This window comes from Hyphomicrobium sp. (assembly GCF_051860585.1).
GTDB lineage: Bacteria > Pseudomonadota > Alphaproteobacteria > Rhizobiales > Hyphomicrobiaceae > Hyphomicrobium_C.
The window spans coordinates 29739-45109 of sequence record NZ_JBHYDS010000009.1; the positions used below are offsets into that span (position 1 = coordinate 29739).

Here is a 15371-nt window from a genome sequence, read left to right on the forward strand (position 1 = left end):
ACAACCGACCCCGGTCAGAACGCGAGCTTTGCCCGCTGTTGGCCGTCAGTGTCGAAGTTCTCCGGAGCGAGCCACGCCTCATAACCCGCTTTGAGGCGCGGCCACTCCTGGTCGAGCATCGCAAACCAGGCCGTGTCGCGATTGCGCCCCTTGGTGACCATGTGCTGGCGAAACACGCCTTCGAATGTGAAACCGAACCGGAGCGCGGCGCGCTTCGAGCGCTCGTTGCGGTCGTCGCACTTCCATTCGAAGCGGCGATAGCCGAGATCCTCGAACACGTAACGGGCGAAAAGAAATAGCGCCTCTGTCGCGACGCGTGTGCGCGCGATTCCCGGCCCCCAAAGGATGTTGCCGATCTCGATGACGCCGTGCTTTGGCTCGATGCGCATGAGCGTTTGGCGGCCTTCCGTCCGCCCGGTTCCGGCATCGATCACCGCGAAAAACAGAGGGTCGTCCGATGCTGCGGCCTTTGCGAGCCACGCATCGAACGCGGCCCGGTCGCGGGGCGGTTCGTCGAACAGAAACCGAAACCGGTCCTCAGCCCCCGGCGCCTGCGACGACGCGAAGAGGTCGCCGCCGTGTCGCTCGGCATCGAGGGGTTCGAGGCGCGCGTATCGCCCGTCCATGGACATGCGCTCAGGACGCGGCGCGCCGGTCCAATCCGTGAGATCCGACATCGTGATCCTGATTCAATGCGCGGCGCACTAGCCCTTTCGCGGCTTCTGCGCTTCTTCGGCCTTGAGTTCCTTCTTCGACAGCTTGCCGATGATGGTCTTCGGCAACGCGTCGCGGAACTCGATGTCGACGGGCATTTCCAGCTTCGAGATCTTCGTCTCGAGGTGCGCCATCAGCACGGCGCGCGTCGCCTCCTGGCCGGCCTTGAGCTTCACGAACGCCTTCGGCGCCTCGCCGCGATACTTGTCGGCGATGCCGATGACGACCGCTTCCTCGACGGCCGCATGCTCGTAGAGCGCCTCCTCGATCCGCCGCGGATAGACGTTGTAGCCCGAGCAGATGATGAGGTCCTTGATCCGGTCGACGATGAAGAAAAAGCCGTTCTCGTCCATGATGCCGACGTCGCCGGTGCGCAGGCAGGGCCCGGCGAACTGCGCGGCCGTCTCGGCGGGCTTGTTCCAGTAGCCGCGCATCACCTGCGGGCCCTCGATGCAAAGCTCGCCGCGTTCGCCGCGGGGTACTTCGCGCGTCGGATCGGTGAGGTCGCGCAGGCTCAGGATCGTGCGCGGCAGCGGCAGCCCGATCGACCCGCGCGGCGCCGACCCATCGAGTGGATTGCAGGTCACGACAGGCGACGCTTCCGAAAGGCCGTAGCCCTCGACCACGCAGCAGCCCGTGGCGGCATCGAAGCCTTGCTTGATCTCGACCGGCAGTGCCGCCCCGCCCGACAGGACGAACTTGAGGCTCTTGAGATCGTAGCTCGCAATGCGCGGGTGGTTCAGGACCGCGTTGAACAGCGTCGGCACGCCGGCCAGCACCGTCAGCCTGTTCCTGTGGATCAGGTCGAGCGCATCGTTGAGCACGAAGCGCGGCATCAAGAACAGCTCGGCGGCGAACTTGACCCCGAGATTCATGATGACCGTCATGGCGAAGACGTGGAAGAACGGCAGGCACCCGAGAGACTTTTCCTTGCCGTAGACAAGCTCCGGCGCCCAGGCCGCGATCTGCTCCACATTGAGGTAGAGGTTCGCGTGCGACAGCATCGCCCCCTTGGGGGTGCCGGTGGTGCCGCCCGTATACTGAATAACGGCGATGTCCTCGGCATCGATTGCAACCGGCGCGAACGTGCTGGCGTCGGTCAACACCTCGTCCTCGAGCCGGAGGCGGTCGCGCACACGTGACGCGCCCGGCCGCGCCAACTCCTTCGACTTGAAGAGCTTGAACGGGATTGCCTTCGTCGCGGGCAGCAGCGACGTGAACGAGCAGATGACGGCGCCCTTGAGCGTGTTGCTCGCGATCAGGCTCTCGACTTTGTCGAACAGCAGCTTCAGATCCAGCGTGACCATCAGCTCGGTTTCGCTGTCCTTGGTCTGGAAGGTCAGCTCATCGAGCGTATAGAGAGGATTGAAATTGACGACCACGCCGCCCGCTTTGAGGATCGCGTAATAATAGACGATGAACGTCGGCGTATTCGGAAGAAAGAGCCCCACCTTGGTGCCCTTCACGACGCCGATTTGCTGCAAGCCGGCGGCCGCGCGGTTCACCGATTCTCCGACGTCGGCGTAAGTCAGCGTCCGGCCGAGGAATGTCGTGCACGGATTGTTCGGGCTGACCGCCGCGGCCTCGTCGATGAGCGCATAGAGCGGTTTGGCGTCGGTTTCCAAATCCCAAGCAACCCCAGCGGGATAGCTCTTGATCCACGCATAATCGGCAAGGGGGGTGTCTTGAGCCGTCCCGTCAGCCATCCTCGTGCTCCCCGCGTTTTTTGCGAGCGGACATGAGCGGCTCGGCCGCGTCTGCGTGTCGCGCAGCGTGGCCGAGGCTTCACTATCCACCCGGCAAGCATTAGTTGTAGTTTGTCCGTGACGCAGAACGCCGCATCGGCCATTGAACACACTTTTTTGGCTTTCGCCTAGTCCGCGCCCTAAAGCCGGGGACAGGTGAGGGCTGTGTCGTGTGGAACTTCGCAGCGTTTGAAGATCTGAGATGAGAGTGGATTGGCCGGACGGCCGCGGTGCAATATAGCCCGTCGGCTGGACTTCAGGCCGGTTTAAGGATATGTGACGCCCAAGCTTGTGACAATTGCAGCCCTGCTCTACTTAAGTGCTTCAAGACTTAAGTGAAAGACAAACGGGGTCCCTGCAAGTCAAGTTTGGCAGGGTGTGGAGAGCGAGATGGACGAAGTCGCAACCAAAATCATTGAAATCCTCAAGAAGCATATGAAAGAGCCGAGGGACGACATCTCGCTCACGACCGCTTTGACGGATCTCAAGATCGAGTCGTTAGACCTTGCGATGATTGTGTTCGACATTGAAGATACCTTTGGTATCGAGATCCCCTACAACGCCAACGAAGACGTCGGCGACTTCAAGACCGTCGGTTCGGTTGTCGACAAGGTTAAGGGCCTGATGGCCGCGGGCCCGGCTGCTGCGAAGGCGTGATGGCCTGATCGAAGGTCCTTGAAAATTCGCACACACGGGCTGCCGGCGCAGGTGGCCCGTGTTTGAACGTGGCTGGGCTCGCCCAGATCTTAGGATTGATGATCCATGGCAAAAGGCAACGGCACACGTCGTGTGGTCGTGACAGGCGTCGGCGTGGTTACGCCGATCGGTCTCAATACGAGTGAATTCTGGGAGAGCGTGCAGGCTGGCAAGTCCGGCGTGAGCGAGCTCGGCGGATTTCCCCTCGAGGACCTCAAGATTCTGATCGCGGCCCAGATCAAGGATTTCGATCCCAAGGTTCGCCTCAAAAACTTCAAGCGCGACAAGATCATCGTGCATGCCGACCGCTATTCATGGTTTGCCGCCGCGGCGGCCGAAGAAGCGGTCCGCCAGTCGGGCATCGAGTTCCCGGTTGAGAACCCCTACCGCGCGGCCTGCATCATCGGCTCCGGCGCCGGCGGCCTGACGACCTTCGAGACCGCCTACCGCGATCTCTTCATTCTCAACAAGCGCGCCACCAATCCGTTGACGCTCCTTCGCATCATCGGCTCGTCGGCCTCCGCGCACGTCGGCATCGAGTTCGGCATCAAGGGCCCGACATTCGCGACGTGCTCGGCCTGCTCGACCGCGACGCACGCCATCGGCCTCGCCCGCGACTACATCAAGAACGATCTCGTCGACGTCGCCATCTGCGGCGCATCGGAATCGGTTATCAACTACGGCACCATGAAAGCCTGGCAGGCGCTGCACGTGCTATCCGCGCAGGGCTGCTTCCCGTTCGCCAAGAAGCGCAACGGCACCGTGCTCGGCGAAGGCGCCGGTATCCTCATCCTCGAGGAATACGAGCATGCCAAGCGCCGCGGCGCGACCATCCTGGCGGAGCTCGCCGGTTACGGCATGGCGTCCGACAGCCAGGACATGGTCAAGCCGACGGTTGAAGGCCCGAGCTACGCCATGCAGATGGCGCTCGACGACGCCGGGATCGAGGCATCCGAAATCGATTACCTGAACGCGCACGGCACGGCCACGAAGGATAACGACATCAACGAGACGAGGGCCATCAAGCAGGTCTTCAAGAATGCGGCGTCCAAGCTCGCGATCTCGTCGACCAAGTCGATGACCGGCCATCCGCTCGGCGCGGGCGGCGGCATCGAGGCCGTCGCGTGCATCAAGGCCATGCAGGAAAACTGGGTTCCGCCGACCATCGGCCTCGACGAAGTCGATCCCGAGTGCGACCTCGACTACGTCCCGAACGTCGGGCGGAGCATGAAGGTCAACTATACGATGTCGAACTCGTTCGCCTTCGGCGGCTTGAACGCCGTGGTCATTTTTGGCCCGCCGCCCGCCTGAGACTGATCTAATGCCCGGGAACGTAGCCGGATGACGGCGAGGACGACACAAGCCTCTGCTCCGGCTGCGCGTCGCGTGCGTATCAGCGCGGGGCGCGTGGTCATTCGGGCCGAACTCTTAGCGACCGCGACGGCCGATCGAATCTGGGCCGCGCTTCCGATCCGCTCCACGGCAGAGACGTGGGGACAGGCGCTCCAGTTCGAGACGCCGGTCGAAAGCGGACGCGACCGCACGGCGCGCGCTCTGGCTGAAATCGGTGATCTTCATTTCTGGACCGAGAACGATCGCGTGCTGATTCCGTTCGGCCGCACGCCCATCTCTCGCGCCGGCGAAATCCGCCTCCCGAGTCCCTGCAACGTGTGGGCGAAGGCGATCGATGACGTGACCCTCTTGAAGGACGTCGCGCCAGGTGAGAAGGTAGAGTTGACGGCCACGACATAATCGATCCCGCGGAACAGGCGCTGCATACAGGCGTGCTGAGCGGGAACCCGTTTGGAACCGGATTGGCTACGGCCCGGTTGACGTTTAGACGGGTTCAATAATAAGCCGTTACGGCGAGGGCTTGGGAGGCTTTGATGCGGCACATACTCATCAAGGCAGGGAACGTGACGATCCGGGCTCGGCTGTTGTCGACGCCGACTGCGGATCGCATCTGGGATTCGCTGCCGATGCACGGCGCTGTCCAGACTTGGGGCCGCGAAGTCTATTTTCGGACATCCATCTCGCCAGATATCGAGCCGGATGCACGCACGGTCGTCAGCAAGGGTGAAATCGCGTTCTGGCCGGACGGCGACGCCATCACCATCGGCTTTGGCGCGACCCCAATTTCGAAGCGCGGCGAAATCCGCTTCACGAGCAAATGTAACGTTTGGGCCATTGCCCTCGATGACGTGGACCAGCTCAAGGGCGTCTACGCGGGCGAAGAAATCACCGTCATGGAAGCCGAACTGGCCGAGCCTGGATGGCAGGGCAATTCGCCTGCGCCCCCGCTGCATCGGGCGCGGCGTCACAACCGGCTGCACGCCGGCGCGTGTCCCATCGACGACGCCAACGGCTGAGACCGTTCGTCATCGGCCTTAACGCCTGAATCGACAGACAGAAAAAGCCGGTGCGTGGAGAGGCGCACCGGCTTTCGGATTCCCGATCGGTCGGGCCGTGAAACTGTTCGGACGGCTGCGGGGCGCCGGCAGGCGGCGGTCTCGGATGGGCGGCGGGCGGATACTCCTTTGCTAACAGACTGATGTAACGTTCAAAAGTGAGCCGGAGCGTGGAGAGCCGCCCAGGCTAGTCGGTGGCAAGAAAACCGTCTTACTTGGCGGCGACCTTCTTCTGGACGGTCGACTTGGAGACTTCACCGGCAGCTACGAGAGCGCCGATGCAGCCCTGCGAGAGGTTGCGGCCGACCGAGCGCATGCACTTGCGGACGCCGGGAGAGTCGGGCGAATGCATGCTGCAATGGGCGTGGTAGTCGGCTGCGCAGGCAAGCTTGACGCCGAGGCTGACGGCGCCGGCCTGGCTCGAAACGAGGAGCGCGCCGAGGGTGATGGTCGCTGCGAGGATGTTCTGGATCTTGGTCATTTGGCTCTCTCCATTTCGCCAGTGTGTGTCCGATGACCAGAGAATGCCTCCAGCCGGCTGCCGCCGCTGTTCCTCGGGGAACGCGGGCGTGACATCGCGAAGAAATCTCGCAAAAAAGTTCGAGGGAGCGGGACAGCCGGCGGCGGCGCAGGCCGGGTCCAGAGCGGGAGTGTGTTCCTAAGAGACTGATACAACTTGCAGAATGACCCGGAGCGTGGAGAGCCGCCCCGGCCGATTGGCGGTAGAGAAAAGTCTTACTTGGCAGCGACCTTGCGCTGGATGGTCGACTTGGAGACTTCACCGGCGGCCACGAGAGCGCCGATGCAGCCCTGCGAGAGGTTGCGGCCGACCGAGCGCATGCACTTGCGGACGCCGGGCGAGTCGGGGGTGAACTGGCTGCAGTGAGCGTAATAGTCGGACGAGCAAGCGAGCTTGACGCTGAGGCTGACCGCGCCAGCCTGGCTGGACATGACGAGAACGCTGAGGGTGACTGCGCTGGCGAGGATGGTGCGGATCTTGGTCATCTGGCTCTCTCCACTTTCGCTGGCACGTCTTCGACATGACGTGAAGCGCGCCGCTCGGGCGCCGGGGTTGTTGCGAGGACTTTCGCTCTCAACGTGCCCGAACGCTGTTCCACCCGGAACCGGCTCACAAAAAACGAAAAAAAGGGGAAGCCCGGCACGCGACGCCACGCGCGTCCGGGTTGGCAAGCCGCATAAAATCGAGGCTTTGAAAGTCTAGACCGCCACCTTCGCCGGAGCGATCAGGCTCGGAAGCAGCGTCTTGAGCTCTTCGAGTTCGGCGTCGTCGATCTTGAAGAACATGTTGCGCGAGAGGCGGCGCTTCAGTTCGTCATCGAGGGCGCGGCCAAGCAGAACCACTGGAACATCGCCAGGCGGATAAAACTGGGGCGGTCCGAGGGCCTTGAACGCCATAACGTGCTGATAGAACGACTGCCACTTGGTCTGCGTGGCGACAAGCAGGTGGCGCGCATCCATGGCGATGCAGGCCGTCACGCCGGCGCGGATCGCGGCCGCGTAAAGGCGCGCGCGATAGCGGGTGTTCTTGATATCCGGATCGATCGAGAGCCGCGACAGTTCGACGACGAGACCCTGGGCGGCGTCCTTGACGCCCTGAACCTCAGGATAGACGTTCTCGCACGGAAGTGCGGCCGACCGCGTGCCGGGCGCATAGAAACTCAGGCGAAGCGTTGCGATGCACGCGCCGCGCCGGAAAAGCCCAGCGACGACCGTCGTCGGCAGCTCATCGTAGACATCCGAGTAAATTCCGAAAGGTGACGCTTCGATCAAGCTGGCGTTGACGTAACCGCGATGGCGAAGAGCGAAGGCTTCGCGGCGATTGTCCAACGCGGAATACCACTGGGTGGTGACCACACCATCCGCTTGGGCCGCCTCCATCGGAGCGGTGTCACGCAGAGCTTGAGTTTTCAATGGAAAAATCTCGAGGTTGGAAGCGCAGTCGGAAGTCCAGTCGGGCTCTTAACACACCACGAGATAATTGAGTTCCCTAAACACTCAAACCCCTGAAGTTGAGACCGAATGTCACGCTTTTGACGAACAACGATTTTTTAAGTTTGATTGGCACTGGGGGCGGGAAAATCTGCCAGAGAGAACATGAAGTTTTGATCGGCAAATCAGTGCGGTGCACACGGTTCCGTTGAGTTGAGCAGCAACGCGCAGGCATCTTATGGTTGGCGGCCAAAACCGACTCCGGAATCAACACATCCGCAGGATAACTATCATTGTTCAGAGTTTTCCGGGTCTTACCAAAACGTAATCGTCCGGGTGCCGCATATATTTACTCGGCGTTAGCCAGAATCGCGCACTCTGTCATGCAATCTCAGGGTGCAACGACAGTCGACGTATCAATATCTCCCTCGTCTCCCCCTCCTCCCTCGCATCCCACCTCGGAAACTTTCCAACAGGAAGGCGCGATCATGTTCAGCCAGAAGACGAACGAGCTGCAGTCGAAGCTCGACGCTCTCGACAAGTCGCAGGCCGTGATTGAGTTCAATCTCGACGGAACGATTGTGACCGCCAATTCGAATTTCCTTGGAGCGGTCGGCTACAGCCTGGGTGAAGTTCAAGGCAAGCATCACAGCATGTTCGTTCCGGCGGACCAGCGCTCCCATCCCGACTACGCGAAGTTCTGGGCAAACCTGAACCGCGGCGAATTCCAGTCCGGCGAATTCATGCGCGTCGGCAAGGGCGGCAAGGAGATCTGGATCCAGGCGACCTACAACCCGCTGATCGACTCCAGTGGCAAGCCCTACAAGATCGTCAAATTTTGCTCGGACATCACGGCGCGCAAGCAGCAGGCGGCCGATTCCGAAGGGCAGGTCGCAGCCATCAACAAGTCCAATGCCGTGATCCATTTCAATCCCGACGGCACCATCCTGCACGCCAACGCGAATTTTCTGGGTGCCGTGGGCTACGCGCTCGAAGACATCGTGGGGCGCCACCACCGCATTTTTGTCTCCGAGGGCGAACGGGGAACGGCCGCTTATTCAGCCTTCTGGGACGCGCTCAAGCGCGGCGAATTCCAATCGGGTGAGTACAGACGCGTCGCTCGCAACGGTAAGGAGCTGTGGCTGCAGGCAACCTACAACCCGATCTTCGACGCGTCGGGCCGCCCGTTCAAGGTCGTGAAGTTCTGCACCGACATCACCGCACAGGTAAATCTGAAGACGAACCTCAAGCGGACCATCGACGTCGATCTCGGGAAAGTCACGCAGGCGATCGCTGACACCACGCAGCAAGTTTCAGGCGCGTTCACGGCGTCATCGGCGACGTCGAGCAACGTCCAGGCGGTCGCATCCGCGGCCGAGGAGCTGGTATCGTCCGTGCGCGAGATTGGGCGCCGCGTCGATCAGGCCTCGCACATCACCAGTCAGGCCGTATCGCTCGGCAAAAAGACGAACGAGATCGTGAGCGGTCTGGCGGTATCGGCCGATCGCATCGGGCAGGTCGTGAGCTTGATCAACACGATCGCCTCGCAAACTAACCTCCTCGCCCTCAATGCCACCATCGAAGCGGCGCGCGCGGGCGAAGCCGGCAAAGGATTTGCCGTCGTCGCGTCCGAAGTGAAGACGCTCGCCAGCCAGACCGCCAAAGCGACGGCCGAGATCGCGTCTCAGATCGGAACCGTCCAGGCCGGCACCGCCGACGCGGTGTCCGCGATCCAGGAAATCACGACCGTCATCAATTCGATCAACGACATCGCGACCGGCATCGCCGCCGCCATCGAGGAACAGGGCGCTGTCACGCAGGAAATATCGTCCAACATGCTGACGGCGTCCCACGGCGTGCAGGCGATCACCGACAACATGAGCAGGATCGCGGGCGCCACCGAAGCGGCCAGCATTGCCGCCCGCACCGTGGTCGAGGCATCGAAGGCGCTCGTCGCCTAGCGAGCGCGAACGGTGTCGGCGCGAACGGAGCTAGCCCTCAACGTCCGTCTCGAACCGCACCACCGAACCCGGTAATGGCGTCGAGCAGGATGTTGCGCAGCGCGTCCTCGGGATAGCCATGCAGCGTGTGGCCGTAGGCCAGGCGCAACCAGTGGCGCAAGTCCCGCAATTTGCAGATCATGGATGGGCTTGAGATCGCGTGCTCGAGCGCATCGCATTCCGCGAGCGCCACCTTGAGCGCATGCGGGTTTTGCCCGAGCGGCGTGGCGGCGACGCGATCGAATAGCGCCTCGCACCGCAGTGTCGTGTCGTCAGCCAGATGCGTATCGAGCATGCCTGCCTCCGCGCAATGATGACGATACGAGAGTATCTGCAATTAGATGCGCGCCAACGCGCCGCCGCCCGGAGATCCACACCAAATATGCGGCAGAGGTGCATTTTTCCGATGCTGTTGCTCGCGAGGCGCGTCGCCAACTCTCGAACGGCTTGGAGGCGCCGTCGAACTTAGTAGCCAGGCCCATGCCACGGGATGCAAAGTGCGGCGAGGCAACAAGGGCGCGAGGGATGGCGGGACTCTACGACGACGCGTTTGTGGAACAGCTCCGGCAAGGCCTCGGAGAGATCACGCACGAGTGGGGGCTTGCCCCGCACTGCAGCGTCACGACGTTGAACCTGTCCGAAAATGCCACCTTCAAGGCGGTCGATCCGGACACCGGGCATCCGGTCATCCTGCGCGTGCATCGGCCGGGCTATCACGACCGCGATGAAATCGCATCCGAGCTCGCCTGGATCGACGCGCTCCGGCGCGACGGCGTCGTTGCAACGCCGATGCCCTTGCCGTGCAAGAACGGGAACGGCATCGCCACCATGAGAGCCGCGGGTGCCGAACGCCACGTCGTCGCGTTCGAATTCATGAGCGGATCGGAGCCGACACCGCAGGCCGGCGGCATCGTCTCCGCATTTCAGGAGCTCGGTGCGATCAGCGCGCGCCTGCACGGCCATGCGCGCCGCTGGCAGCGCCCGGCCGCTTTCCGCCGGAAAGTCTGGACCTACGAAACGATGCTCGGATCTCGCCCGCTCTGGGGCGATTGGCGCGACGCCCTCGGCCTGACCGCCGAAGGCCGGGCCGTTCTCGATCGGACATGCCGCGTGCTGAGCGAGAGACTTGCCCACTACGGCGAGGGTCCTGAGCGCTTCGGCCTGGTTCATGCAGATCTGCGACTCGCCAATCTGCTCGTCGATCAAGACCGCCTGGGCGTCATCGATTTCGATGACTGCGGGTTCAGCTGGTTCATCTATGATTTCGCGGCGGCCGTGAGCTTCTTCGAGGATGACCCTGTCGTCCCCGCGCTGCAGGACGCCTGGGTCGAAGGCTATCGCACGGTGTCGCCGCTTGCGGACGAGGATGTCGCGTTTCTGCCGACGTTCATCATGCTGCGACGCATCCTGCTCACCGCGTGGATCGCGAGCCATGCCGAGACACCGACCGCGCAGGCGCTCGGCGCGCCGTTCACCGACGTCACGGTCCAGCTCGCGGACGCCTATCTCGCACGGACCGAGTGCAGTCTGGCCGGCCAGCATGAGTGACGAAAAACACACCGGAGCCGCTGCGGCGCGTCAGATCCTGGAGATGAACGCGTTCGACGCCCGCGCGCGAACCTCGAACGTAAATCCGCTTCTCGAGCGGCGTCTCGCGAATGCCGGCGCCGCGAGCGTGCTGTTCTATCGCGAGCCCATCGAGATCGTCTCCGCCCGCGGCTCCTGGCTGACGGCGGCGGATGGGCAGCGTTATTTGGACTTCTACAACAACGTCCAGTCTGTCGGGCACGCCCACCCGCGCGTTGTCGCGGCCGTGAGCGATCAGATCGCGCGCCTCAACATCAACACGCGTTATCTAAACCGCGTCGTCGACGACTACCTGGAGGCGTTGAAGGCGAAATTTCCGCCCGCGCTTTCGAACGTCGTGCTCACCTGCAGCGGCAGTGAGGCGAACGACCTTGCGGTGAGGATTGCCGAAGCGGCATCCGGCGGCGCGGGCATCATCGTTACGGAAAATGCCTACCACGGCAACACAGCGATCATCTCCGCCATTTCCCCCTCGGCCATGAAACGGCGCGACCTCGCAAACCATGTGGTTGCCGTCCCGGCGCCCGCTGCGGCAGAACCCGGCGGATCGATCTCGGACGCGTTCGCCGCCTCCATGACGCAGGCCATCGAGGAACTCGAGCGGCGAGGGCACACCCTCGCGGCCTTCGTCTGCGATTCCATTTTTTCAAGCGATGGCATCTACGCCGGCCCGCCGGGGTTTCTGCAAAGAGCCATCGCGCAAGTGCACGCAGCGGGCGGTCTCTACATCGCTGATGAAGTGCAGCCGGGGTTTGCCCGCACGGGCGATGCGTTCTGGGGCTTCGCCCGCCACGGCGTCACGCCCGACATCGTGACGATGGGCAAGCCCATGGGCAACGGCTTCCCCATGGCGGGGCTCGCCACGCGGCCGGACCTGCTCGAACGGTTCTGCGAGGACACGGGTTATTTCAACACTTTCGGCGGCAACCCTGTCGCGGCCGCCGCAGGGCAGGCCGTCCTGGACGTCATCGAAACCGAGCAGCTTCAGGAGAATGCGCGCAAGCAGGGCGCTCACATCCGGGATCGCATCCGCGATCTTGCGGCGCAGGACGAGCGCATCGTTGCCGTGCGCGGCGCGGGGCTCTTCATCGGCATCGAGCTGTGCCGCGCGGACCTGGCGTCGAACGTCATCAACGGCCTCAAGACCAGAGGCGTCTTGATCGGAGCGGCGGGACGCATGGGCAACACGCTGAAGGTCCGCCCGCCGCTGACGTCGACGGCCGACGAAGCCGATCTTTTCGCCGACCGCGTGTCGGAAACGTTACGGGCCAGCGCATGACACGCGCCGGCCCGCAATTTTCGAGCAGGCAAGCCGCTCGCCACGTCTCTCAGGTCTAGTTCCCGCGCGACAACAGCGGCGTGATCCGGCGAACAGCGACACGGCGGTTCTGTCGCTCGGCGCTTGGCGTATCGATCTTGAGATACTGCTCGCCGTAGCCCTGTGTGGTGATGTTCTCAGGCGGAATGCCGAACTCCTCGGTGAGAATGATCGCCACGCTTTCCGCGCGCCGGTCCGACAGGCTGAGATTGTCCTCATCGGAGCCGACGGCGTCCGTATGCCCTTCGATCAGGAACATCTCGTTGGCGTTCCGTTGGATCACGCGTTGGATAGCGCTCGCGACGCGCTCCAGCGCCGAATACTGGTCGGATGCGACTTCCCAGGCGCCGAACTCGAAATTGATGACGTCAAGATCGATGCGCCGCATGCGGTCACGCAACGTCGGCGAGCGCCGGACTTCCTCGAGCGAGTACGCACGGTCGAGCGCTTCGATCGGCGGCGCCGACAGGGCGTCGTAGACGTCGGCATCGCTCGCTTCCTCGTAGTCGACGATGTAATGGTCCCGCGGGATTACGATCCGCGGCGGCGGCAGGTCGACGATGGCATCCACGAACGACGGATCGCGGTGCTTCCGGTAGTAATCGCGGTTGTCGAACAGGATGACATCGCGGCCGTCGCGATCGCGGCGGTAACGGCGGAGCGGGCGTCCGCGCTCGTCGGACTCGGTGAAGATCTCGATCCCGCCAGGGCGGATATTGATCGAGATGTCGAGGCCGTTGCGCTTTTCGTGGCGCGTGTCGCCTCCGAGACGCCGGAAGCGTTCCGTTTCGTCAGAGCGAATGATGGTCTTGTTGCCCTCCTTGACGATGACGCGCTTGTCGGGCTCTTCGATGATCACGCGTTTGCCGTCGTCCTCGGTGCGTTCCTTGCGCTCTTGCTTGATCTCTTTGAGGTCCTTCGCCTCCGGCGGAGCAACGTCGCCCGACGGCCGGTTTTCTCCAGGCCTTGCGCCTTTCGATGGTCCATCACTCTTGCCGGGCATCTTTCCGTCGGGGCCTTTACGTCCCTCACGCGGCTCTTTGGGAGCGGCACTAGGTTCCTTCGGTGCAGGGACAGGCTCAGCCTTCCCCGGAGGCTCCTTGAGGTCGGGCGCTCCATCAGGAGCAGGAGCCGGTTCGGCGTTCTTAGGGGGAATGCGATCCGCCTTGGGGGTTGGGAGATCCTTGGGCGCCGCCTTCGGCTCGGCCTTTGGCACGTCCTTCGGCTCAGCCTTCGGAACGGCTTTGGGTTCAATGTTGGGAACGTCCTTCGGCTCGGCCTTAGGTTCGGCCTTAGGTTCTGGGGCCTTCTTCTCAAGCGCCGGCGGTTCGTCCGCAGGTGGAGCTTTCTTGGCCGGTTCGGGCGCTTCTACAGGCGGCGGCCCTTCGTTGTCGCCATTCGGCGCGGGTTCTTTTTCACGAGCAGGCACTTCGTCTTTGCGCTCGGCAGGTGCGCCATCGTCGCGCGGCGCGCGTTGCCGCGGTCCGGCATCGCCGTCCGGCCTCTCGCGCTGACCGCGCGGACGCTCTCCACCCTCGCCAGCATTCTTTCGAGCGGGACGTTGACCTGCATCCTTGCCGCCTTGATCGCCTGCGCTATCGGGTGCCGCTTCATCAGGCGCGCCAGTGTCCTTCTCGCGAGGGCCGGCATCGTCCGGGCCGGCTTGTGCCATCCGCTGCGGGGCCGCGCGCTCCAAAGCGTGTACAGACGTCGCGCTCAGCATGGCGGCGGCGAGCGTCAGTATAGGCAACGTGGAAAATTGTTTCACGATCGGTCTCCGGATAACGCGTCAGGGAATGATGGCCCGTTCAACTCAACGCGCGACGACCCGATTGGCTCCGGACGAAATGCGCTGGCCCCAGGTGCATCAAAACGCCCGCGGGAGGAACCGCGGGCGTTTGCCAATACCCGGGAACCCGCAGACGCTGATCACAGCAGCCTGCACAGCGCGGCCAGGCTGACAACGTCGCGTAAACACGCGAACCGATCAGCTTGGAGGCGTGGAAGTCAGTCGTTTCTGAGCTGACGTAGTAAGTCGCGTCGGACTGAGCGGAAAAGGTTCCGCGCGACGAGCTAGGAAAACGATGAGCTAAGAAGAGCAGCCGGTCGTGCTGTCAGCAGACATCAATCAACCCGCTTCGTTGGAGGCATCGCTGTCATACGAGTGCGGAAGCGGGGGCTGCTCGACCATGGCGCGTTCGATCAGGCGAACCAGATCGTCCACCATCCAAGCGAACAGCTCTTCGCCTTCGGCCCCGGTCGCGAGACTGGGCGCGCCGGTCACGCCGTTGAGGCTCGTCCGGTTGACCGGATGCGAGAACACGAGCCCGCCGGTGCGATCGGGATCGTCCGATGACGCGACGAGATCCTCGCGCACGATTTCGGGAGCCACCGCCATCATGAGCGCCGTTTCGGCGCGGTTCGCATGCCAGTCATCGCCATCCGTGAAATGCGCAGCGCGTACGCGGTCGCTGATGTGGGCGGAATTGACGATCGCGACCATCAGGTCGTCATGCTCGGCGCGCAGCATTTCGAGTGCGCATCGGAGCGGCGCGGCATTCGTGACGTGGCTGTTGACGATCAAGAGGCGCCGCACGCCGCTCGCATAGGCCCAGTCGCCGATGTCCTTGATGAGGGTAATGAGCGTGATCGGCTGCAACGCGATGGTGCCCGGCCATCTCCGGCTATGGCCGAGCGAGCAGCCGTAGGGGATCGTCGGCAGCATGAGCGCGCCCGTCCGCTCGGACGCCCGCCGGCACAGCGGATCGGCCAGCGCCGTATCCATGCCGGTCGCGAGATGGGGCCCGTGCTGCTCGGTCGCGCCGATGGGAAGCAGCGCCGTGTACTTCGCGGCCTCGAGATCGGCGGGAATTTCAGTCCAAGTGCGCTCGGCCCAGATCATGGGAAACTTGTCCTCTCATGGTACGTGACGACCGGCGAAGTCCTGCCGGTC

The 15371-nt window shown here is 63.1% G+C and carries 15 protein-coding genes; 7 read left to right on the forward strand and 8 right to left on the reverse strand.

Translation table 11 applies throughout. The annotated features are described in order from the left end of the window. Window positions 1–14: 14 nt before the first annotated feature. Together ACTIFK_RS14545 and ACTIFK_RS14550 are read right to left on the reverse strand one after the other, a co-directional pair. Window positions 15–677, reverse strand: coding sequence for a GNAT family N-acetyltransferase (locus ACTIFK_RS14545; RefSeq protein ID WP_439543805.1), 663 nt, complete (start codon window positions 675–677; stop codon window positions 15–17). 27 nt (window positions 678–704) lie between these two features. Then, complete coding sequence (locus ACTIFK_RS14550) at window positions 705–2420, reverse strand: long-chain-fatty-acid--CoA ligase (protein WP_439543806.1); 1716 nt, start codon at window positions 2418–2420, stop codon at window positions 705–707. A gap of 429 nt (window positions 2421–2849) precedes the next feature. Between ACTIFK_RS14550 and ACTIFK_RS14555 the strand changes: the two genes are divergently transcribed. The 4 genes from ACTIFK_RS14555 (at window position 2850) to ACTIFK_RS14570 (ending at window position 5524) form a co-directional block, all read left to right on the forward strand. Next, the gene (locus ACTIFK_RS14555; RefSeq protein ID WP_291147779.1) at window positions 2850–3116 is read left to right on the forward strand and encodes an acyl carrier protein; all 267 of its coding nucleotides are present in this window, start codon (window positions 2850–2852) and stop codon (window positions 3114–3116) included. 105 nt (window positions 3117–3221) lie between these two features. Further along, the gene (locus ACTIFK_RS14560) at window positions 3222–4466 is read left to right on the forward strand and encodes a beta-ketoacyl-[acyl-carrier-protein] synthase family protein (protein WP_439543807.1); all 1245 of its coding nucleotides are present in this window, start codon (window positions 3222–3224) and stop codon (window positions 4464–4466) included. A gap of 30 nt (window positions 4467–4496) precedes the next feature. After that, window positions 4497–4907, forward strand: coding sequence for a cyclophilin-like family protein (locus ACTIFK_RS14565; RefSeq protein ID WP_439543808.1), 411 nt, complete (start codon window positions 4497–4499; stop codon window positions 4905–4907). A 134-nt stretch (window positions 4908–5041) separates the two neighbouring features. Beyond that, window positions 5042–5524, forward strand: a complete 483-nt coding sequence (locus ACTIFK_RS14570; RefSeq protein ID WP_439543809.1) for a cyclophilin-like family protein — start codon at window positions 5042–5044, stop codon at window positions 5522–5524. Window positions 5525–5774: 250 nt separating this feature from the next. Here the strand turns inward: ACTIFK_RS14570 and ACTIFK_RS14575 are convergent, their stop codons facing one another. The 3 genes from ACTIFK_RS14575 to ACTIFK_RS14585 all read right to left on the reverse strand — a co-directional run bounded on the left by ACTIFK_RS14575 (window position 5775) and on the right by ACTIFK_RS14585 (window position 7495). Beyond that, window positions 5775–6044 (reverse strand): hypothetical protein, encoded by a 270-nt coding sequence (locus ACTIFK_RS14575; RefSeq protein WP_439543810.1) that lies wholly within the window; start codon window positions 6042–6044, stop codon window positions 5775–5777. Between the two features lie 254 nt (window positions 6045–6298). Next, a complete protein-coding gene (locus ACTIFK_RS14580) occupies window positions 6299–6568 on the reverse strand; it encodes a hypothetical protein (protein ID WP_439543811.1) in 270 nt (89 codons plus the stop codon). A gap of 213 nt (window positions 6569–6781) precedes the next feature. Then, a complete protein-coding gene (locus ACTIFK_RS14585) occupies window positions 6782–7495 on the reverse strand; it encodes an N-acyl amino acid synthase FeeM domain-containing protein (RefSeq protein ID WP_439543812.1) in 714 nt (237 codons plus the stop codon). A 506-nt stretch (window positions 7496–8001) separates the two neighbouring features. Between ACTIFK_RS14585 and ACTIFK_RS14590 the strand changes: the two genes are divergently transcribed. After that, entirely contained in the window at window positions 8002–9474 is a 1473-nt protein-coding gene (locus ACTIFK_RS14590) for a methyl-accepting chemotaxis protein (RefSeq protein ID WP_439543813.1), read from the forward strand. 37 nt (window positions 9475–9511) lie between these two features. Here the strand turns inward: ACTIFK_RS14590 and ACTIFK_RS14595 are convergent, their stop codons facing one another. After that, complete coding sequence (locus ACTIFK_RS14595) at window positions 9512–9808, reverse strand: hypothetical protein (protein ID WP_439543814.1); 297 nt, start codon at window positions 9806–9808, stop codon at window positions 9512–9514. A 230-nt stretch (window positions 9809–10038) separates the two neighbouring features. Here ACTIFK_RS14595 and ACTIFK_RS14600 point away from each other — a divergent pair, with 230 nt between their 5' ends. Both ACTIFK_RS14600 and ACTIFK_RS14605 read left to right on the forward strand, forming a co-directional pair. Further along, window positions 10039–11061 (forward strand): phosphotransferase enzyme family protein, encoded by a 1023-nt coding sequence (locus ACTIFK_RS14600; protein ID WP_439543815.1) that lies wholly within the window; start codon window positions 10039–10041, stop codon window positions 11059–11061. After that, the gene (locus ACTIFK_RS14605) at window positions 11054–12379 is read left to right on the forward strand and encodes an aspartate aminotransferase family protein (RefSeq protein WP_439543816.1); all 1326 of its coding nucleotides are present in this window, start codon (window positions 11054–11056) and stop codon (window positions 12377–12379) included. The genes ACTIFK_RS14600 and ACTIFK_RS14605 overlap by 8 nt, the downstream gene beginning before the upstream one ends. Window positions 12380–12434: 55 nt before the next feature. On the opposite strand, the gene ACTIFK_RS14610 is transcribed toward ACTIFK_RS14605, so the two are convergent. Continuing rightward, the gene (locus ACTIFK_RS14610) at window positions 12435–14186 is read right to left on the reverse strand and encodes an OmpA family protein (RefSeq protein WP_439543817.1); all 1752 of its coding nucleotides are present in this window, start codon (window positions 14184–14186) and stop codon (window positions 12435–12437) included. A gap of 360 nt (window positions 14187–14546) precedes the next feature. After that, entirely contained in the window at window positions 14547–15320 is a 774-nt protein-coding gene (locus tag ACTIFK_RS14615; protein WP_439543818.1) for a creatininase family protein, read from the reverse strand. Window positions 15321–15371: the final 51 nt, after the last annotated feature.